20 protein-coding genes and 3 pseudogenes are annotated in these 19,565 nt (G+C 69.3%); 4 read left to right on the forward strand and 19 right to left on the reverse strand.

Annotation, left to right across the window (positions count from 1 at the left end):
* The 10 genes from AC2VON_RS15460 to eccCa form a co-directional block, all read right to left on the reverse strand.
* Positions 1-206, reverse strand: a 206-nt coding sequence (locus AC2VON_RS15460) for an AbrB/MazE/SpoVT family DNA-binding domain-containing protein (RefSeq protein WP_486953740.1), incomplete at its 3' end; no start/stop codon positions are given.
* A gap of 367 nt (positions 207-573) precedes the next feature.
* On the reverse strand, positions 574-1,098 hold the full coding sequence (locus tag AC2VON_RS15465; protein WP_486953741.1) for an N-acetyltransferase: 525 nt from the start codon (positions 1,096-1,098) through the stop codon (positions 574-576).
* Positions 1,099-1,101: 3 nt separating this feature from the next.
* Positions 1,102-1,371, reverse strand: a complete 270-nt coding sequence (locus AC2VON_RS15470) for a type II toxin -antitoxin system TacA 1-like antitoxin (RefSeq protein ID WP_486953742.1) — start codon at positions 1,369-1,371, stop codon at positions 1,102-1,104.
* A gap of 490 nt (positions 1,372-1,861) precedes the next feature.
* Complete coding sequence (locus AC2VON_RS15475) at positions 1,862-2,299, reverse strand: PIN domain-containing protein (RefSeq protein WP_486953743.1); 438 nt, start codon at positions 2,297-2,299, stop codon at positions 1,862-1,864.
* Between the two features lie 712 nt (positions 2,300-3,011).
* Positions 3,012-3,317: a hypothetical protein gene (locus tag AC2VON_RS15480; protein ID WP_486953744.1), complete on the reverse strand. Its 306-nt coding sequence runs from the start codon at positions 3,315-3,317 to the stop codon at positions 3,012-3,014.
* Entirely contained in the window at positions 3,314-3,601 is a 288-nt protein-coding gene (locus AC2VON_RS15485) for a transposase (protein WP_486953745.1), read from the reverse strand. Before AC2VON_RS15485 ends, AC2VON_RS15480 begins: the two co-directional genes overlap by 4 nt.
* A gap of 385 nt (positions 3,602-3,986) precedes the next feature.
* The gene (locus AC2VON_RS15490; protein ID WP_486953746.1) at positions 3,987-4,289 is read right to left on the reverse strand and encodes a PIN domain-containing protein; all 303 of its coding nucleotides are present in this window, start codon (positions 4,287-4,289) and stop codon (positions 3,987-3,989) included.
* Entirely contained in the window at positions 4,286-4,558 is a 273-nt protein-coding gene (locus AC2VON_RS15495; RefSeq protein WP_486953747.1) for a hypothetical protein, read from the reverse strand. Before AC2VON_RS15495 ends, AC2VON_RS15490 begins: the two co-directional genes overlap by 4 nt.
* A gap of 52 nt (positions 4,559-4,610) precedes the next feature.
* Positions 4,611-5,861 (reverse strand): type VII secretion-associated protein, encoded by a 1,251-nt coding sequence (locus tag AC2VON_RS15500; RefSeq protein ID WP_486953748.1) that lies wholly within the window; start codon positions 5,859-5,861, stop codon positions 4,611-4,613.
* Complete coding sequence (gene eccCa, locus AC2VON_RS15505) at positions 5,858-9,718, reverse strand: type VII secretion protein EccCa (protein ID WP_486953749.1); 3,861 nt, start codon at positions 9,716-9,718, stop codon at positions 5,858-5,860. Before eccCa ends, AC2VON_RS15500 begins: the two co-directional genes overlap by 4 nt.
* A 174-nt stretch (positions 9,719-9,892) precedes the next feature.
* Between eccCa and eccD the strand changes: the two genes are divergently transcribed.
* Both eccD and mycP read left to right on the forward strand, forming a co-directional pair.
* Positions 9,893-11,083, forward strand: coding sequence for a type VII secretion integral membrane protein EccD (gene eccD / locus AC2VON_RS15510; RefSeq protein ID WP_486953750.1), 1,191 nt, complete (start codon positions 9,893-9,895; stop codon positions 11,081-11,083).
* A 2-nt stretch (positions 11,084-11,085) separates the two neighbouring features.
* Positions 11,086-12,525 (forward strand): type VII secretion-associated serine protease mycosin, encoded by a 1,440-nt coding sequence (mycP, locus tag AC2VON_RS15515; RefSeq protein WP_486953756.1) that lies wholly within the window; start codon positions 11,086-11,088, stop codon positions 12,523-12,525.
* Here the strand turns inward: mycP and eccB are convergent.
* The gene (gene eccB, locus AC2VON_RS15520; RefSeq protein ID WP_486953751.1) at positions 12,460-13,653 is read right to left on the reverse strand and encodes a type VII secretion protein EccB; all 1,194 of its coding nucleotides are present in this window, start codon (positions 13,651-13,653) and stop codon (positions 12,460-12,462) included. The genes mycP and eccB overlap by 66 nt on opposite strands.
* Before the next feature lie 130 nt (positions 13,654-13,783).
* On the opposite strand from eccB, the gene AC2VON_RS15525 reads away from it, so the two are divergent.
* Both AC2VON_RS15525 and AC2VON_RS15530 read left to right on the forward strand, forming a co-directional pair.
* A complete protein-coding gene (locus AC2VON_RS15525; RefSeq protein WP_486953752.1) occupies positions 13,784-14,479 on the forward strand; it encodes a cutinase family protein in 696 nt (231 codons plus the stop codon).
* A 59-nt stretch (positions 14,480-14,538) separates the two neighbouring features.
* Complete coding sequence (locus AC2VON_RS15530; RefSeq protein WP_486953753.1) at positions 14,539-15,189, forward strand: cutinase family protein; 651 nt, start codon at positions 14,539-14,541, stop codon at positions 15,187-15,189.
* 25 nt (positions 15,190-15,214) lie between these two features.
* Here the strand turns inward: AC2VON_RS15530 and truA are convergent, their stop codons facing one another.
* From truA to AC2VON_RS15570, 8 genes and pseudogenes are all read right to left on the reverse strand, one after another.
* Positions 15,215-16,030 (reverse strand): tRNA pseudouridine(38-40) synthase TruA, encoded by an 816-nt coding sequence (gene truA, locus AC2VON_RS15535; RefSeq protein ID WP_486953757.1) that lies wholly within the window; start codon positions 16,028-16,030, stop codon positions 15,215-15,217.
* Between the two features lie 18 nt (positions 16,031-16,048).
* A pseudogene (gene rplQ, locus AC2VON_RS15540) lies at positions 16,049-16,562 on the reverse strand (50S ribosomal protein L17); the annotation flags it as partial.
* A gap of 16 nt (positions 16,563-16,578) precedes the next feature.
* Entirely contained in the window at positions 16,579-17,622 is a 1,044-nt protein-coding gene (locus tag AC2VON_RS15545) for a DNA-directed RNA polymerase subunit alpha (protein ID WP_486953754.1), read from the reverse strand.
* A gap of 80 nt (positions 17,623-17,702) precedes the next feature.
* Positions 17,703-18,365 carry a 30S ribosomal protein S4 gene (rpsD, locus tag AC2VON_RS15550; protein ID WP_486953758.1) on the reverse strand — a complete coding sequence of 221 codons (663 nt, stop codon included), beginning with the start codon at positions 18,363-18,365 and terminating at the stop codon, positions 17,703-17,705.
* Positions 18,338-18,760: pseudogene (gene rpsK, locus AC2VON_RS15555) on the reverse strand (30S ribosomal protein S11); the annotation flags it as partial. The gene rpsD and the pseudogene rpsK, both read right to left, overlap by 28 nt.
* Before the next feature lie 3 nt (positions 18,761-18,763).
* A complete protein-coding gene (gene rpsM / locus AC2VON_RS15560) occupies positions 18,764-19,138 on the reverse strand; it encodes a 30S ribosomal protein S13 (RefSeq protein WP_486953755.1) in 375 nt (124 codons plus the stop codon).
* A gap of 184 nt (positions 19,139-19,322) precedes the next feature.
* The gene (gene rpmJ, locus AC2VON_RS15565; protein ID WP_486953759.1) at positions 19,323-19,436 is read right to left on the reverse strand and encodes a 50S ribosomal protein L36; all 114 of its coding nucleotides are present in this window, start codon (positions 19,434-19,436) and stop codon (positions 19,323-19,325) included.
* Between the two features lie 58 nt (positions 19,437-19,494).
* Positions 19,495-19,565 (reverse strand): annotated as a pseudogene (locus tag AC2VON_RS15570) (translation initiation factor IF-1); the annotation flags it as partial.

Below are 19,565 nucleotides of genomic sequence, written 5' to 3' on the forward strand. Positions count from 1 at the left end.
CGTTCACGCTGCTGCCAGCGCTCGGTCCAAAACCATCGCTGATCGGCGGGGACGGGCAGCGACGGCCGGAGCTCCAGTACGCCGTCGTCGCGCTCGACGATCTCCACCTGCGCACCCGGCTCGTCCAGATGCAGCCGACGCCGGACCTCCGCCGGCAGCGCGACAACACCCCGTGATTGCACGCCTACATACCCATGAAACGCCATGATGACAGTATTCCAACATTGCAGCAATAACGCAATACTGTCTTACGACATGTGGGCGTCCTTGACCATACCGACGGGATGCCTGCAGCAGGTAGGTTCCCGACTTGCCACCAAGGTTAGATTGCTCGGTCGTTTTGGCGTCGGCCGCTGACGAAACTAGCTGGTAGAAGCGATGACCGGGCCGAGGGGTGTTGTTTGAGAAATCTGAGGTGACCCGTATGAGTTGGGCGAATGCACGGGCGGCGGAGCCGGCTGACGCCCTCGAAGTCCGCCGCTGGCTCGACGCCTGCATGGTGCGTGCCACGACTGTGTCGACATCCCTGGGTAAGGGCCAGGCGGGCTTCGCGCCACCTGTGAAACAAGCCGTTCAGCCTGCCGTTTCGTCGTGCCAACGCTGGCCGAGTGCCTTAGCCGCTGTGGACACCTTCATCACTAGACGGCGCTCGCGGTACCGGACAGGGACGAAGTGGTAATGCTCGTAAAACGCCTGGGCCTCGTCGTCTATCGCGTCAACGACGATGAGCCGTCCTCCGCCGATCTCCGACGCGGCGACGGCTTTCCCAAGTCCATCCAGAAGTAGCTGCTCGCCGTACCCGTGGCCATGCAGCGCTGCGTCGATTGCCAGACGGGCGATCAAATATCCGGGTATGCGGGAATAGCCCCCAGCTATCGGCCCCGGCACGCCGTCGTCTTTCCGCACGACTTCGGTGGGACAGATGGCGAAATAGGCGCAGACCTTCGGCTCCCCGTGCGGGGTCCACACGTAGACGTGCGCTATTCCGCTGCTGTCGGCGCGGCGCGCATGCTCGACCAGCCAGCTGTTCAGTGACTTCTTACCGCAGTCGAACCCTGCCAGCGCGTGGTCGTCGTCGAGCCGCGCGGACTCGAACATCGCTCAGCGCCGCTTGAACGCCGCAGGCTTGCGTGCGGCTGCCGCAAGTCGTGGTGCAGCGTCGGCAGCGTCGAGCGAGGACATCAGCTTGTCGAACTGTTCGAGCTCCATCACCGTTACCAGCTCTTGACGCAGGACGCCCTCGGCACGTTGGACCGCGGCTTTCCGGACGAACTCCGAGGTCTGCTCATGCACGACATTGGCAGCTCGCTGGATGCGGTCCAGGGTCGCCTCCTCCGCACGAAGCTCGAAGCGCTTCGCTTTGACTGCCACGCCAACACCTCCTTAAACTCGCCAACCGTAGTGTACGGTACCTGTACGTACACTACGGTGGCAAACTGCACCGGCCGCGAGTCAGCATCAGGAGCCGGTTGCCCCAGGCTCGCACAACCGTATCCAGACCGCGATCCTCCTCGGGTTTGATAAGGGGCGACGCGTCAATCACGATGCTGAACGACCTGCGCGGTTCGGCGCTCGACCGGCCTGTGAGCTGCGGGAACGCATCTCTGGGCATTGGACGTCGAGCCGGTTCCGGCTGTGCCTACCACCACGCGAATGGGGGTAGATTCCTGGCTTGCCACCAAGGTGCGCTGTCTATGTCGGTTGCGCCGTGGGTCCGATGCAAAACAGCTGGTGAATGCGTCGACGAGGGTATGGGGTGTTGTTCGCGATGCGTGAGGCAGGTGTGATTGCCCTGCCGGATTGTGGCAGCGAGATCGCCGCGGCAGCACTATCCGGGAATTTCAGTCTCGCGATGCGGGGGCTATTCGTCGCCGGCGGCAGTCACGAACTCAAGCCCGGGTGCTCCATCGAATATCCCGTCATGGGAGACCAGTGGCACGCCGAGGCGCATCGCGGCGGCTGCGGTCCATCGGTCTCCGTCATGGAGCTTGCCGGCGAGCGCATGGCCGATCTGTGCGCAGTGCGCACGCAAGGCGGCGCACGTGGTGATCATCTCATCATCAGGCTGGACGACGGTCAGTTCAGCGATGCGGCGTTCGAGTCGTCGGCGCCGCAGTTGACCCCACCCGGCGCGCAGAACTCCGTAGCGGAGTTCCATCACGGTTTGGAACGCGAGCAGGACGGGCCTTGGGCCGATCAGCATGTGGTAGTGCTCAGCGAGCCGATTGGGGCGGTCATCAAACAGCCAGCTGATGACCATCGTGTCCACGACAACATTCGATGGCTGAGCGTTGGTCATGCGTCCGCTAGTGCAGCCTGAAAGGCGGCCCACTCCTCCTCGGGCACATCCTCGATGACGAGGCGATCACGGGGGGGCAGTGGCCGAGCGCGCCGGATTGCCTCATCGGGCGTATAGGTTCGCACGACTGGCTCTTCGGGCTGCTCGATACTGGACACAACGCCAAGCCTACCGTCGCGTGCTGACGTCCGACACCTCATCAGATCTGCGATCCGCTGCCAGGTGAGCGACCACTGGGCAGGGGGTAGATTCCCGACTTGCAACAAACCTCAAGGCACTGTGCCGCGCGCATCATCTTCTGAAAACGTTCTGGGGCTGGCAAGACAAGCAACTTGCCGATGGGACGCTGATCTGGACCGCTCCGACCGGGCACACTCGTCCTCGGTCGCCGGCGTCCGCAGCTCCCGCAGGTCACGCACCGCCGCCAGAGCCAACCCACGCCTCCTTAACTTCACCCACAGTGAGAAAACCCCAGTGACGATGCAAACTGCTCGACAACGATGATCTCGCCTCAATACAGGGATTCAACGCAGCGACACACCCGGAACACCAGGCCAGGAAGGAAACACGGGAAGCGAGGCCAGCCCGACAGCTTAGGAACTCACCGGAACTCACCGACTGTTGGTTATCTTGACTCGGGATCACCTGTAGTCGGCTGGCTAAGGACAATCGTCGACACGCTAGGGCCTGACCGTGAACCATTGGGCCGCAGTCACTTCGCTGTTCTGACGATAGTGAGGTTGTGATCATGTAGCGCGGTGATAAGTGCGCGGGTCCCGTCGTCGCGTTGTGGCGCCAGTTCGTGGGCGATGGCTGTGCGCACCACGGCCGATACCGGTAGTCCGCGTTCTGCGGCAGCGGCGCGTAGCCGGGTCATCTCGTCGTTGGTGAGGCGTACGGTAAGGGTTTGGGCCTTTTCGCGGTTGGGGTGGGTGGCCGACGCGGTCGTGTATTCCGAGCTGTCGACGGCTTCCAGCTCGCGCGCCTCGTTGAGTAGGTTGCTGAGTTCGCTGTTCACTGGTTGTTCCTTTCCCGGTATGTGCTCTGGTCGGTGACGTTGGCCGGCCAGCAGTTCGCACCGTATTGCCGGTTCTCGTGGCTAACGATGATGACGACGAGCACCCGGTCTGCGGTCGGCGAGAATCCAATGAACCGGCCACTTTTGCCCGAGCGGCTTTTGGGGTCGGGGATAAACCCCACCACGTCGGGATCGTTGAAGGCCTCGGTCGCCATCTCAACTGTGGTGCGTTGCTTGTCCCACATGTGGGTCACCGCGTCGCTCGGCCAATGCAACTCGGCCACCGGCTCAGTGTATTACAAACGTACGACATCTGGGCTCTGTTTTCCTGCGGTTACCGACCGGAGCTGCGGTTTGCCACCAGTGAAGCCGTACAGGGGTCGGGAGGCGCTATGCCGGCAGGCGCCGGCCAATACCGCATAGGTCGCCTCGCCAGTGGTGTGCACCGCGATGTCGCAATGGAGCAACAGCAATACGAGGTCACCCGCGGCGGGTGGCTGTGGCACCTCGTCGACACGAAGATACGCACATCGTGGCTACGCCAAGCCGGCCCGGCCACCCGCCCACCACTGATTGGGACCCAGGCGCCGGCGCAGGGCGCGGCCGGCACGACCGCTTTCACGATTGCGCCAACCGGCGCGCAGCCCAGCGTTTGGCACAGCGGGTAGATTAATGACGCCTTAGCACCCTCGGGTCTCCGCCATGGTTCGCCCAGCATGACCAGCGAATTCCCTGATACGGCCCAGACGTTTCGGGTTGCTGACAAGTCGGCAATGCCAGCAGCTCGCTCAGCAGTTCATCGTGATCCGTAGCACCGCGTGCCGCGTACCCGGCCTCGATCAGGAACGGCAGGCACACGCCGATACGGCGGTGCTCGAGCGCGTCTGCGATCTCCTGCACCCGCCGCTCCTGCAATGCCGGTGACGCCAGACGGACGAAGGCCGAATTACCCAGCAGCAGTTCAACGCTCACCCACGCGCCCATCCAGCCTGGCGCGCGAGTTCTGCGGCATGCACGCCGACCGGGAGGTTGCGCGACCGTACCCGGTCGGCGAGCCGGCGCCGAAGCTTCGCATCGCTGTCACGCTCCGCGCGGATCGACGCCAGCTTGGCAGCGGCGCCGAGGACGACGAGCTCGCCGAGCTCGACGCGATCGGTGCCCAGCTCGCCGCGCAGTTCGTCCAGGGCCTCCTGGACAGGCGGTGTCTCGGTGATCGCATGTCGACGACGTGCGGTAGGCACCAGGCTAGTGCAACACCGGTATGACACCCCGCTGCCAGGTGCGGCCGGCATCTCAGCTCAGCGTGTGCGCCGAGCGCACCGCCCGCTCGCACACCTCGCGCACCTCCTCGGCGCCGTCTGGCCGGCTCTGGCAGCCGACGCTGATCCGCACCCCGCCGTCGACCAGCACCGTCCAGTCGATGTGATGGCCGGCGCGGACTTCGCGATAGGTCACCGCGGGTCGGCCCGCGGTGTTTCCGGACGGGTCGAAGTCGACGAAGACGCCGGCCGACTCCGCGGCGTTCGCCTCGTCGATGGCGTGGCGCAGCGACTCGGCGGCGCTGGTCAGGTCTGCCCGGGGAAGAATCGATTGCGTCACGTGCAGCATCAGCTGCGGGTCCGACGGCGAGATCACCTCCACCCGTGCCGATCCCGGTCCGGCCGTGACCCGCTGCACCGTCCACTGCGCCGGCACCTGCAGCGTGACTCGGCCCTCGACCAGAAACGTCGTCGGCACAGCCTCGGTGGCGCCCGCGCCGGGCTGGTCGCGGGTGCCGGTGCGCACCGCCGCGACGCCCAGCGCGGCCAGTGCGACCGTGGCAGCAAGCAGCGCGGGAACTCGACTCGGCCATCGGCTGCCAACGGTTACCGGCTTTTTCGCCACCGGCGAAGCCGGCGCGGCGAGCCGCGCCAGCCGGGCCAGCCGGGTGTCGCCGACCAGCTCCACCTGGCAGCCGGCGAGCGCGCTGGGCAGTCGGTCGGCGATCGCCCCCGCCAGCGCGGCCGCACCCTCGATGCCGGGCGGGCCGTCGATCAGCACCGCGGCGGCTGCGCCGCGGGTCAGGGCGGCGACCCGGCGCACCACCGCGTCGGCCACCTGGTGCGCTGGCCCGATGCGCGGTTCGGCGACGGTCACCGCCACGGTGACGGCCACCAGCCGCGCCGCGATCTCGACGACCACCGGAGTCCGGGCGTTCACTGCGCAGCCGGCAGCGGCGGACAACAGCTGCGATCGTGACCGGGTGAGGACGTCGTCGGCCAGCGTGCGCGCGGCACCGGTGACAAGACCAACCCGGGCCCGAGACCACCACGACGGGTGGATGACCAGCACCGACTCCGGTTGCCGGCCGGGGCAGGCCAGGGAGCGCAGCAGCGCGCCCCACAGCGCGGCGACGGCGACCGGCTGCTCGTCGACCAGGACCACCGGGTCGTCGATGCCGTCAACCGCCGCCGCTGCTTCGCCATCGGCGATTCCACCTGTGCCGCAACATAGTCGGCGAATAGTGCTGGGGCCGGCCGCGACGATCGCGCGGTGGCCGGTCACGGCCGCGAGCCCCAGGGGCTCCAGGCCGCCTGGACGAGTTGTTCCCCGCCCCCGCGGGTGATGAGGATGCCGCGGCCGGGCGGCAGCCGCAGCGGGCGGGCGGAGCCGATCAACGGGGGTTCGTCGGGGTTGCCGCTCATCATCAAGCCCATGCAGCCCAGATCACGCAGCGCGGCCAGCAGCGGCTCGTACACCGCTCGCGCCGCTCCCCCGCTGCGGCGTGCGACGATCAGATGCAGCCCGATATCGCAAGCGTGCGGCAGATATTCGAGCAGCGGCATCAGCGGATTCCCGGCGGTGGCGGCCACCAGGTCGTAGTCGTCGACCAGCAGGTAGATCTGCGGCCCGGACCACCACGACCGGTCCCGCAGCTGCTGCCGGGTGACCTCGGGGCCGGGCATCCGCCGGGCCAGCCGATCCAGCACATCCGGCAGCAGCGTGGTCAGCGTGGCCGCCGACATCGCATAGCCGCCAAGGTGATCCGGGTCGACCACATCGAGCAGACCGCGCCGGTAGTCGATGACTATGAGCTGCGCCTGTTCTGCGGTGGACGTCCGCATGATCTCGCCGCACAGCGTGCGCAGAACCGAAGTCTTGCCACACTCGTTGTCACCGAGAATCAGCAGGTGCGGCTGGCGCTCGAAATCCAGGGTGACAGTGGCTAAGCCGCGCTCTTCGACGCCCAACAGCAGCTGCCCGCCGGCCGGGTCGGGCAGGGTGTGCCGGTGCAGCAGGGCCGGCAGCAGCAACACCGGCGGCGCAGCGGCGGTACCGTGTCGGCGGCGCAACAGCTCGCCGGAGCGCACCGCGGCCTGCGCCGGCTCCACGGCCGGGCCCGCCGTGTCCAGCCCGTCCAACCACGGCACCGCGATCAGCGTATGCAGCCCGCCGCGGGTCAGCCCGCGGCCGGGTTTGTCCGGTGGCACCTGCTGGGCCTGCCTGCGGTCCAGCTCGGAATCGGCGGGCTCGCCGAGCCGCAACTCGATCCGGGTGCCGATCTGGTCGCGCAGTCCGGGTCTGAGCTCGGCCCACCGCGACACCGAGACCACCACGTGCACCCCGAACGACAGCCCGCGCCCGGCCAGCGCAACGACGGGCGCCTCCAACGTCTCGAACTCACGGCACAGGCTCGCCCACCCGTCGATCACCAGGAACACGTCGCCGAACCGATCGGCCCGGCAGACCGGGTCGTGGTTCTCCCGCAGCTGCCGGTACCGGGCGAAGGAGCCGATGCCGTTCTCGCGAAACACCGTCTCGCGGTGCGCGACGATCGACTCCATCTCCCGGACCGTCCGCCGGATCAGGTCGGGTTCGGTTCGGCCGGCCGCCGAGCCGACGTGGGGCAGGCACCGCAGTGACGTCAGCGTGCCGCCGCCGAAGTCCAGGCAGTAGAGCTGCACCCGGGCCGGGTCGTGGGTGGCGGCCAGCGCGGTGACCAGCGTCGCCAGCGCGGTCGATTTGCCCGATTGCGGCGCACCGACCACCGCGACATTGCCCGCGGCCCCGCGTAGGTCGACCAGCAGCGGGGTGCGGCGCTGTTCGAACGGCCGGTCGACGATCCCGATCGGGACCACCAGCTCTTCACCGGGCCGATCGTCGTCGAGCAGGTTGCCCAGCGCCGGCGACGCCCCCAGCGGCGGCAGCCACACCTCGCGGGCGGGCGGGCCCTGCCCGGCCAACCTGTCCAGCACCGCGTCCAGCACACTCCGGCCGGCCGGCTCGGTCACCGGCCCGGCACTTTTGACCGCTCCGTTCGGCGCGGCGGTGAACAGCCGCACCGGTGCCGGTGCGTGGCCAGCACCCGGCGCCGCAACGGTGTCGGGACACGGGCCGGAGACGAACGCGGTCTGGAAGCCGGTCAACTCGCCGGTCGCCGCTCGCAGGTAGCCCGCTCCGGGGATGTTGGGCAGCCGATCGGCATCGGGTACGCCAAGGACCATGCGCGATTCGTTGGCGGACAGGGTTTTCAGGCAGATCCGGTAGGACAGATGGGCTTCCAGCCCACGCAGCCGGCCTTCGTCGAGTCGTTGGCTGGCCAGCAGCAGATGGATCCCCAGTGACCGGCCCAGCCGGCCGATCGCCACGAACGTGTCGACGAAATCCGGGTGCTGGCTGAGCAGTTCGGAGAACTCATCGACGATGACGAACAACGCCGGCAACGCGGCCAGCGGTGCTCCCGCCCGACGTGCCTGTTCATAAGCGGCGGCGCTGACGAAATTGCCGGCCGTGCGCAGCAGTTCCTGACGGCGGTTGATCTCACCGGCCAGTGCGTCGCGCATTCGGGCGACCAGCGGTGCCTCATCGGCGAGATTGGTGATGATCGCCGCGACGTGGCAGGCCCGCTCCAGGCCGAGAAATGTTGCACCGCCTTTGAAATCGACCAGGACCAGGTTCAGTGCCTCCGGCGAGTGCCGGGCGATCATGCCCAGCGCGACGGTGCGCAGCAGCTCCGATTTGCCCGACCCGGTTACGCCGATGCACAGCCCGTGCGGCCCCATCCCGTCCTCGGCGGCCTCTTTGATGTCGAGCCGCACGATCTCTCCGGACGCTGTGGCGCCGATCGGGACGCACAACCTGTCCTGCGGTTTCATGCTGTCCCACAAGGTATTCGGGTCGAACCCACCGCAACCGATGCCGAGCAGGTCCGGCCAGTGCGGTCGGTTCCCCGGCACCGCGCCGCCGACCGGCCCGGTCACCCGATAGCCCGCCAGCCGCCGTGCACACACCAGCACGTCGGTGAGAGAGAGCCGGTCCGGCCGGGCCAGCAGCTGCTCGCCGTCGGGCCGGCGCGCCGTCAGCGCTGTCGGCCTCACCCGCAGCTGCAGGCCCACACCGGTACAAGCGGCGCCGTCCTGGCCAATGGTGACAATGGTCAGGCCGGTAGCTCCGATGACGGTCTCGGTGCCCGCGACGGCGCCGCCGTCGACGATCACCACCGCATGCCGAGTGCCCCGCCCGGCCAGCGCACCTTCGGCGGCAGCCAGGCTCGGGTACACCATGCGACGCGGCCCCAGGTTGTCGGTGGCCGTCGGATGCTGGTGATGCGGCAGCCATTTCAGCCAGTCCCACTGCTGGCGGTTGCGCTCGGCAAGCACGGCAACCACCGCCAGCAGATCCGGCGCGTGCAGCACGGTGAGTTGGCAGATCATCGCGCGCAGCAGTCCCCGTGCGCTGCCCGGGTCACCGCCCAGCGTCACCGCGGCCAGCCCGGGCAGCGCGATCGTGACCGGCACGTCGGGAACCGTCGAGTGGGTGTGCAGAAAGCGTCGCAGCGCGGCGTCGGTGACCGGATCCACCCGCTCGCAGCGGCCCAGCTCCGGCGGGACCAACCCGGTGGCCAGCGGCTGGCGGCCGACACCGATGCGGACCTGACCGAAGTCGGCGTCGCCCGGTCGTCGCTCCCACATCCGGGCGCCGCCTGCCAGCGTCCACAGCGCGTCCGGCCGGGGATGACACCACATCAGCGACGACCGTTGCGCCGCAGCGGTGTCGGTCACCGTGTCGCGCAAGCCGCTCAGGTAGTCCAGGTAGTCGTCGCGGTCGGCGTCGATGTCAGAGCCGCCGCGCCGCCCCGACAGCGCGGTGGCGGCCACCGACACCAGCATCATCAGCGGGAAGGCCACAAAGACCGGGTTGCCCGCGCCGGCCGAACCCGACCGGTAGACGACAACCATCATCGGGATCATCGCGGCGGCCAGCAGCAGCGGCACCAGCCTGGCCAGCAGCGGGCGGCGTGCCGGGCGGACCGGCTGCGGCGGTGCGGCGACGGCGATTTCAGCGGTCGCCAACACCGGCGACCGCACCCGCGACGGCCGTGCGAAGGCCACAGTTGCGGTCGTCGCGCCGCTGCCGCTCATCTGTTCCCCCGCTGCTGTCCCCGCCGCGCGGCGGTCGACTGCGCCACACCGTAGGAAGCGAAAAGACGCCCCGCAAGTCGGCTGTGGAACACCGGATACGCCGCACCGGGCCGGCGCGTTAGCGTGACCGGCGCGGAGAGGACTACGCAGTCCCGGCTGGTGAGGGGGTCAGGGGTGGTTTATTCGAATCCGGATCTGTGCCGGGTTGCGCTGCACGCCGACGCCGTTGGCGTCGATTTGGCGCTGCCGGCCGGTGTGCCGGTCGCGGCGTTGCTGCCGTCGATCGTGGACATCCTGGCCGGTGGCGGTGGGCCGCCGATCGCCGGGGTGGGTGTTGCATACCGGTTGTCCCGGCCCGCTGCGGCGGCGCTGGACGGCTCGAAAACACTGGCGCAGCAGCAGATCCGCGACGGCGAGGTGCTGCTGTTGACGCGCGCCGGCGGCGAATTGCCGGCACCGCGTTTCGACGACCCCGCCGAGCAGGTATGCGCCACGGTCCGGGCCGGCGCACGGCCGTGGACGCCGCGAGCGACCCGGTTCACCGGGGTTCTGGCTGCCAGCTGGCTGGCCGCGGTCGCCGGCTTTGTGGCGGTACCCGGCGGGCCGGGAGCCCCGAACGCGCTGCTGGCCGCGACCGCGGCGGCGGCGGTGGCGGTGCCGGCGACGCACCTGGTCGACGGCGGACCGGCCATGACGGCGGTCTGCGGCCTGGCGGCGCTGGCCGCAGTCGCCGCGCTGGCCGCGGTGCTGGGCCTTTCACCGCAGCTGGTCGCTGCCGCAACCGCTGTGGCGTCGATCGGTCTGCTGCAGTTCGCTGCCCGCGCGTCGATCGTCTGCACCGGGCTCTCCCGGCGCCTGCAAACCCCGGCGTGGCCGGTCGCCGGCCACGACGACGGGGCGGGTCGCGCCCACGACCTGCTGACCGGCTTGGTCACCGCCTTCTCGGCGGCAGCCGCGCTGGGTGTGCTCGGCGCCACAGTCGCACCGCGTACCGGCGGCCCCCGCTTCGGCTGCGTCGCCTTCGCCGCGGTGTGCGGTGCCGCGTTGCTGCTGCGGACCCGGTCGCACACCGACCGGTCCCAGATCGCGGCGCTGGTGACCGCGGCGCTGGCCGCGTTCGGCGCGGCCCTGCTGGCCGGCGCGGCCGCGGCGCCGCAGCATCCGCTGCTGCTGTGCGTGACGGCCGCCGCCCTGGCCGGGGCCGCGCTGTATCTGGGCGTTGCCGGCCCCACCCCGCGGGTGTGGTCGCCGGTGACTCGTCGCGGCGTGGAGCTGATGGAATACCTGACGCTCGCGGCGCTGGTACCGGTGGCGTGCTGGGTCTGCGGCTGCTACGGCGCCGCCCGGAGCCTGAGCCTGACTTGACGGTGGGCATGTCACGGCTGATGCGGATCGCGGCGGTCACGATGGTGGTCGGGCTGTCGCAGTGCACCGCACCGCCGCCGGCGTATGCGGTGTCGCCGCCGCCGGTCGACGACAGGTTGCTGCCGGCCGCGTCGCCGCCCGGCCCGCCGCAGCCCACCGTGCAGCGCGAGGTGTGCGCGGTGCCGGCCTTCGACCCGCGGCGCTCCGGCCCGCCCACGCAGCTCGACGGCCTCGACCTGGCGGCGGTCTGGCCGCTCACCCGCGGCGCCGGCCAACGGGTCGCGGTGATCGACACCGGCGTTTCGCCGCATCGGCGACTGCCCGGCCTGCTGGGCGGCGGCGACTATGTGTCCACCGGGGATGGCACCCAGGACTGCGACGGGCACGGCACTGTGGTGGCCGGCATCATCGCGGCCGCACCGGGTTCGGGCGACGACCGGTTCAGCGGCATCGCCCCGGCGGCGACGGTGATCGGAATCCGGCAGTCCAGCACCAAGTTCGGCGTGGTCGGCGAGGTGTCCCAGCGCGGCGTCGGCACCGTCGACACCATGGCCAAAGCGGTGCGCACGGCCGCCGACCTGGGCGCGTCGGTAATCAACATCTCCTCGGTGGCCTGCGTGCCCGTCGAGTCCGGACTCGACGACCGTGCGCTGGGCGCGGCGCTGGCCTACGCGGTCGACAAGCGCAACGCCGTCGTCGTCGCCGCCGCGGGCAACACCGGCGACACGGGAAAGTGTCCCGGTCAAGGCGGTGAACACGGCGCCGCGACGGTGGCGGTCAGCCCGGCCTGGTACGACGATCTCGTGCTGACCGTCGGGTCGGTGGACGCCGACGGCTCCGCGTCGGCGTTCACCCTGGCGGGGCCGTGGGTGGACGTCGCCGCGCCCGGCGAGGCGGTGCTGTCGTTGAGCCCGGTCGGCGACGCCATGACGAATACTGGGAACACTGCGAACACCGTTGGCGAACACCACGGCGCCGAGCCCATCTCCGGGACCGGCTACGCCGCGCCGGTGGTCAGCGGGCTGGCGGCGCTGATCCGGGCCAGGTTCCCCACCTGGACGCCGCGCCAGGTGATGGACCGGATCAGGGCCACCGCACACCCGCCGCCGGGCGGGCGCGACGACTTCGTCGGCAACGGTGTCATCGATCCGCTGGCCGCAGTGAGCACAGTGAGCACAGTCAGCACAGCCAGCACCGACGCACCGGCGGCAACCGGTAGGCCTGGTCCGGCAACTGTTGTGGTACAACCTATTTCGCCGGCAGCATCGGGCCCTCCCGAGTCGGCCGGCCCGCGCACCGCGATGATCGGCGCCGCCGCGCTGGTGGCCGTTCTCGCGGTGGTCCTGGCCGGGCGGGCGGTCGTCCGGCTGGGCCGGTCAGGGCGGCTGACGGCGCCCGATACCAGCGGCGCCGTCAGCACCGATCACGTCGCGGGCGACTAACGCGTTTCGCCGGTTGAGCCGCGGGCCCGCCGGCAGTCCCGCCAGCACCGGCCAGGGCGCCGCCGCCGGAGTCGCCGGCAGACCCAGGCTACGTGCGGCGTCGTCGTCGACCACGAACCGCACCCCGGTGTCGGTGATGAGGTAGCGGGCGCCGCCGGCCCGCCCGGAGACGCCGGCGGTGCGCACGTAGGCGCTGCGGCCGGGCGGGAGGTACACGGCGTCCAGCGCCGGGCCTTCCCCGTCGGCCTGGGCCAGCGCCACCGGGGCCTGCCCGGCGGGCAGCGGCAGGCCGGCGCCGGCCACAAGCGTGACATCGGTGGGGCCGCCCGCCGGCCCGGACCACTGCACGCACAGCGTTGCCGCGCCGGTCAGCGGGGCGTGCGCGCCGGCCACCGGCCGGGCCGGCACCGCGGTCGGCGGCGCCTCGGGGATCGCGTTCACCAGCAGCGCCGAGACTCGGCGCGGGGCCGCCGCCGGGTCGGCGAGATCCACCACCACCCGCCGGCCCCGATACAGCAGGTAGGTTCTGGTCTCGGGCCCGGCCCCGGATGTGACCAGCACCGGCTGCTCCGGGTCGACGCTGCGGGTGCCCGGCCCCGGCCGGCCGTCGCCGACGACCACCGTCGTCATCGGCGCCGTGCCCCCGGCCGCGTCCCGGGCACTGTCGCAGACCGCCCAGGTCGTTCCGGTGTCGGGCAACGCCGCCCCGAGCAGCTGCGGCGCTCCGGGAATCCCCAGCGGCGGTCCGCGTCTGGCCCGGCCCGGGCTGCTCAGGTCGGCCTCGCGTACCGGCCGCGGGTTGGCGGCCGTCGCCGCGATCAACCGCGCGGAGGCGAGGTTGAGCACCGGATGCAGGGTGTCGTCCACCCACACATACAGCGCCCCGGATTGGCGGCCCATCACGATCGGGGCGCTGTCCACCGCCGGCTGCGGCTGCATCAGTGCCAACGCCGCGCATCCGGCCACCGCGATGGCCGCCAGCAGGCACCCGGCCGCCAGCGCGCGAGAACCGGCCCGCAAAGGCTGCCCCGCCGACCTGACGTCGCCGCCCAACAGCGCCCGCTCGATTCGCCGCAGCACGAACCGATGGCCGCTGAGGTGTAGCTGTGTTGTCGGTTGTCCAGCCATGTGCTCCCGCCGAATCCGTGCCCGCCGAACGGTAGACCGCGACGCCGCGACGCCGCCGCCGGCCATCCACAGCCTGCCCGAACGGCCGGCTCGAGCGGCGGCCGTCGCGGTGCGCCGGTAGCATCCCGTTGTGCATGTCGACAGGCTGACCCGTTCCCTGGCTCTGATCGCGCTGACGGCGGGCGGCGCGCTTTTGGGCACCCCGGTCCTCCCGTCGGCCGTCGCCGACGACTGCCCCGACGTCGAGGTCATCTTCGCCCGCGGCACCAGCGAACCGCCCGGCATCGGCCGCGTCGGTGAGGCCTTCGTCGACTCGCTGCGCGCACAGACCCCGCGCAACGTCGGGGTATACCCGGTGAACTATGCCGCCAGCCGGCTGCAGCTGCACGGCAACGACGGCGCCAAGGACACCATCGCCCACGTCAAAGACATGGCGGCAAAGTGCCCGGACACCAAGCTGGTGCTGGGTGGGTACTCGCAGGGCGCGTCGGTGATGGACATCGTCACCGGTACTCCGGTGGGAGGCGCCACGTGGGGTGACTCGTTGCCGGCCGAATACGCCGATCAGGTCGCGGCGGTGGCGACGTTCGGCAATGTCGCTGATCGGTCGGGCACCCCGATTTCCAGCGCCAGCGCGCTGTTTGGCTCCAAGGCCATCGATCTGTGCAACCCCAGCGACCCGATCTGCCACGAGGGCCCCGGCAACGAGTGGAGCGGCCACACCGACGGCTACATACCCGCACTCACCAGCCGGGGGGCAAATTTTGTCGCGGGCAAACTGTTGCCGGGGCCTGCTGAAGCGCCGGAGCCAAGCGGTGACAGCTAAAATTCGGTTTTAGAACTTATTTAGGCAACCGTCATTTTCTGCGGTTAATATCGTGCGGTATGAAGGCCCATCGCATCGCCGCAGCCGGCGTCTGGATTGCGCTGATGATCGGATTCGGCCCGGCTACACCGCTGCCGGCGACGGCATCGGCCGATCCGTGCCCGGATGCCGAGGTGGTGTTCGCCCGGGGCACCGATGAGCCGCCGGGTCTGGGCCGGGTCGGCAACCCATTCGTCGGCGCACTGCGGTCGAAGGCCGATGGCAGATCGGTGGGTGCCTATGCGGTGAACTATCCGGCCACCTACAACTTTCTCGAAGCCGTCAACGGTGCCAACGACGCCAGGGGGCACATCCAGTACATGGTCGACACCTGCCCGAACACCCGGCTGGTGCTCGGCGGTTACTCCCAGGGCGCCGCGGTGATGGACATTCTCACCGCCGCACCGGTGGCGGGCGTCAGCCTCAGCCAGCCGCTGCCCCCCGAGGTCGCCGACCACGTCGCCGCCGCGGCCCTCTTCGGCAACCCGTCGCAGCACCTGGGCAACCTGATGACCGAGCTCAGCCCGCAGTTCGCCGCCAAGACCATCGAACTGTGCAACGGGAGCGACCCGGTCTGCGCCGACGGCGGTCGCAACTGGAGTGCGCACACCGGATACGAGCAGTCCGGCATGATCGACCAGGCCGCCCAATTCGCCGCTGACCGGCTTTAGGTTTCTCCGCCTCCGAGCGTGCGTGTCAGGAGTTGCCGCGCACGTCGCGGGTGACGGCCGCCCGGGCCGCCAACTGATCGTCCGGCGGGTAGTCGACACCGGCCAGCGTCAGCCCGTGCGCCGGTGCCGCGGTGACATCGCTGGATCGGCGGGCCGCCGCCAGCAGACCACGGCACCAGGACACACTGCGCCGGTGCTCACCGACCGCCAGCAGCGCGCCGACCAGGGAACGCACCATCGACCAGCAAAACGCGTCGGCGGCCAGGTGCGCGGTGACCAGATCACCGTCGTGCGTCCAGTCCAGCCGCTGCAGATCGCGGATAGTGGTCGCGCCGTCACGGTGCCGGCAGAACGCCGCAAAATCGTTTAGCCCCAGCAACTCCCGCGATGCCGCGGCCATCGCCTCGACGTCCAGTGCCCGCGGCCACGCGGTGACGTAGCGCGCCTCCTGCGGCCCCACCCCGTACGGCGCGGTCGACAACCGGTAGACGTAGTGACGCCGCAACGCCGAAAACCGGGCGTCGAAACCCGGTGCGGCGCGCACCACCCGCAGCACCCGGACATCGGGCGGCAGGAAGCGGGCCAGTCGCCGCACCAGCGGTGTGAACTCAGGCTCGCCGGGGTGCGGCGTCCGCGGGGCGACGTTGCCCAACGCCGGCGCCGGGACGTCGGCGTGTGCGACCTGGCCGGACGCGTGCACCCCGGTGTCGGTGCGTCCGGCGGCGAACAGCCGCACCGGAACCCGGAACACCGTAGACAGCGCCGCATCGAGAACACCAGCGACGGTGCGCTGGTCGGCCTGCACCGCCCAGCCCGCGAATTCGGTTCCGTCGTAAGCAATATCGAACCGAAGCCGAACGGCCTTCGCGTCAGGACTCGTCGGCGTCCCCGCCGTCGCCGGCGTCCCCGCCGTCGCCGGCGTCCCCGGAAGCTTCGGCCGGTTCCGGCGGCTTCGGCTTCGTCGCCTGCTGCGCGGTCGCCGCCCGGCGCGCGCGATCGGCCTCCGAGGTCACCGTCTTCTCCCGGACCAACTCGATCACCGCCATGGGAGCGTTATCACCCTTACGCGGCTCCACCTTGACGATGCGGGTGTAGCCGCCGTTGCGGTCGGCGAAGTGCGGTGCGATCTCGGCGAACAGCGAGTGCACCACGTCCTTGTCGCGGATCTTCTTGAGCACCTCGCGCCGATTGTGCACGGTGCCTTTCTTGGCGTGCGTGATCAGCTTTTCGGCGTAGGGCCGCAGCGTCCGGGCCTTGGTCTCGGTCGTCTTGATCCGACCGTAGGTGAACAGCGAGGTGGCCAGGTTGGCCAGTATCGCCTTCTGGTGCGACGACGACCCGCCGAGGCGAGGGCCCTTGGTGGGTTTGGGCATGGCTGACGCTCCTGTTCTAAAGCTGTTCGGTCTCGGCGTAGTCCTGGTCGTCGTAGCCGGCGTCGGCAGTCCAGGTGCCGGTGGCGACGTCGTAACCACTCACCTGCGACGGATCGAAGCTGGCGGGGCTGTCCTTGAGCGCCAGCCCCAGATGGTGCAGCTTGATCTTCACCTCGTCGATGGACTTCTGGCCGAAGTTGCGGATGTCCAGCAGGTCCGACTCGGTGCGGCTCACCAATTCCCCGACGGTGTGCACACCCTCGCGCTTGAGGCAGTTGTAGGATCGCACGGTCAGGTCCAGGTCATCGATCGGCAGCGCGAACGACGCGATGTGGTCGGCTTCAGCCGGTGACGGCCCGATCTCGATGCCTTCGGCTTCGACGTTGAGTTCTCGTGCCAGGCCGAACAACTCGCCCAGGGTCTTGCCCGCCGAGGCCAGCGCGTCACGCGGGGTGATCGAGCTCTTGGTCTCCACGTCCAGCACCAGCTTGTCGAAGTCGGTGCGCTGCTCGACACGGGTTGCCTCCACCTTGTAGGTGACCTTGAGCACCGGCGAGTAGATGGAATCGACTGGGATGCGCCCGATTTCGGCGCCGGAAGCCTTGTTCTGAACGGCCGGGACGTAGCCGCGGCCGCGTTCGACGATCAGCTCTACTTCGAGCTTGCCCTTGTCATTGAGCGTCGCGATGCGCATGTCGGGGTTGTGCACCGTCACACCGGCCGGCGGCACGATGTCGCCGGCGGTGACCTCGCCGGGCCCCTGCTTGCGCAGATACATGGTGACCGGCTCGTCCTCCTGCGACGACACCACCAAACCCTTGAGGTTCAAGATGATGTCGGTGACGTCCTCCTTGACGCCGGGCACGGTGGTGAACTCGTGCAGCACGCCGTCGATGCGGATGCTGGTGACTGCCGCTCCGGGAATGGACGACAGCAGGGTGCGCCGCAGCGAATTGCCCAGGGTGTAGCCGAAACCGGGCTCCAGCGGTTCGATGACGAACTGCGACCGGTCTTCGGCGATGACCTCTTCGGAGAGGACGGGGCGTTGAGAGATCAGCATGGTGTTTTTCTTCTCCTTCTCGGCACCCGCTATTTGATGCCGTTGAGGTCCTGCGCCCGGTGGGGGCTCAGGGCGGGGTGTTACTTCGAGTAGAACTCGACGATCAGCTGCTCGGTCAGTGGGACGTCGATCTGCGCCCGCTCGGGCAGCTGGTGGATCAGGATGCGCTGCCGCTCCCCGGCCACCTGCAGCCAACCCGGGATCGGGCGATCCCCGGCGGTCTCGCGGGCGATCTGGAACGGCAGCGTGTTCAGCGACTTGTCCCGAACGTCGATGATGTCGTACTGCGACACCTGATAGCTGGGGACATCTACCTTGACGCCGTTGACGGTGAAATGCCCGTGGCTGACCAGCTGGCGGGCCATCCGTCGGGTCCGGGCCAGGCCGGCACGGTAGACCACGTTGTCCAGCCGGCTCTCGAGGATGCGCAGCAGCTCCTCACCGGTCTTGCCGCCGCGGCGCACCGCCTGATCGTAGTAGCGGCGGAACTGCTTCTCCATCACGCCGTAGGTGAAGCGCGCCTTCTGCTTCTCCTGCAACTGCAGACGAAACTCGCTTTCCTTGATCCGCGCGCGGCCGTGCTGACCGGGCGGATACGGCCGCTTCTCGAATGCCTGGTCGCCGCCGACCAGGTCGACGCCCAGCCGGCGCGACTTGCGGGTGACGGGTCCGGTGTACCGAGCCCTGTTTGCGCTATACCTCCTAGACCCTCGTAGACTCTCCGCCGCTTGGGCGGGCGGCAGCCCTTGTGCGGCTGCGGGGTGACGTCGGAGATCCCGCCGACCTCCAGGCCGGCGGCCTGAAGTGACCGGATCGCGGTTTCCCGGCCCGACCCGGGGCCCTTGACGAACACGTCGACTTTGCGAACCCCGTGCTCCTGTGCCTTGCGCGCGGCGCTCTCGGCGGCCAGCTGCGCGGCGAACGGCGTGGACTTGCGTGATCCCTTGAAGCCAACGTGACCCGACGACGCCCAGGCGATGACGTTGCCGGCCGGGTCGGTGATCGTCACGATCGTGTTGTTGAACGTGCTCTTGATGTGGGCGGCGCCGTGCGGAACGTTCTTCTTCTCCCGCCGCCGCGCCTTGACGGGCTTGGCCCGCTTCTTCGAAGTCGCGGCCGCTGCTTTCTTCGGTGGCATGGGTTACCTGGCCTTCTTCTTGCCGGCGATGGTGCGCTTGGGACCCTTGCGGGTGCGCGCATTGGTCTTGGTCCGCTGGCCGCGCACCGGCATTCCGCGGCGGTGCCGCAGACCCTGGTAGCAGCCGATCTCGATCTTGCGGCGGATGTCGGCCTGCACCTCGCGGCGCAGATCGCCCTCCACCTTCAGGTTGCCTTCGATGTAGTCGCGCAGCTGAGCGACCTGGTCCTCGGTCAGATCCTTGCTGCGCTGGTCCTTGTCGATGCCGGTGGCGGCCAGGATCTCATTGGAACGGGTACGGCCGACGCCATAGATGTAGGTCAGCGCGACCTCCATCCGCTTGTCGCGCGGCAGGTCGACGCCCACAAGTCGAGCCATCGGGGCATGCCCCTTTCGTCTTCGTCGCGAAGGTCTGGTCCCAGCCCGTCCCGGGACGAGAAGCTCCGGGGTCCGGCCTTCGTATCCGGACGTCGATGAGCTGGCCCATCTGAAAAAGATGCCAGCCGCTCACTGGTGCTGGGAGGTCTGCATTTAGTTGTCGGTGGCAGAACAGGAGCCCTGTCTAGCCTTGTCTCTGCTTGTGGCGCGGATCCGAGCAGATCACCATGATCCGCCCGTGCCGACGGATCACTCTGCATTTGTCGCAGATCGGCTTGACGCTCGGCTTCACCTTCACGGCTGTGGTGTCCTGTCCTATCGAATGGCTGGCGTGCTGGTCGGGCCGGAAGGCCTGGCTACTTGTACCGGTAGACGATGCGGCCGCGGGACAGGTCGTAGGGAGACAACTCCACCACCACCCGGTCCT

The sequence above is a fragment of the Mycobacterium sp. TH-M82 genome, from assembly GCF_057473605.1.

What these genes read in the sequence shown, in the direction of transcription:
- AC2VON_RS15465 (WP_486953741.1), bottom strand. Translation starts at nt 1,098, where the DNA reads ATGTTCGAGTCCGCGCGGCTCGACGACGACCACGCGCTGGCAGGGTTC.
- AC2VON_RS15475 (WP_486953743.1), bottom strand. Translation starts at nt 2,299, where the DNA reads ATGACCAACGCTCAGCCATCGAATGTTGTCGTGGACACGATGGTCATC.
- eccCa (WP_486953749.1), bottom strand. Translation starts at nt 9,718, where the DNA reads ATGAGCGGCAGCGGCGCGACGACCGCAACTGTGGCCTTCGCACGGCCG.
- eccB (WP_486953751.1), bottom strand. Translation starts at nt 13,653, where the DNA reads ATGGCTGGACAACCGACAACACAGCTACACCTCAGCGGCCATCGGTTC.
- AC2VON_RS15530 (WP_486953753.1), top strand. Translation starts at nt 14,539, where the DNA reads ATGAAGGCCCATCGCATCGCCGCAGCCGGCGTCTGGATTGCGCTGATG.
- AC2VON_RS15545 (WP_486953754.1), bottom strand. Translation starts at nt 17,622, where the DNA reads ATGCTGATCTCTCAACGCCCCGTCCTCTCCGAAGAGGTCATCGCCGAA.
- rpsM (WP_486953755.1), bottom strand. Translation starts at nt 19,138, where the DNA reads ATGGCTCGACTTGTGGGCGTCGACCTGCCGCGCGACAAGCGGATGGAG.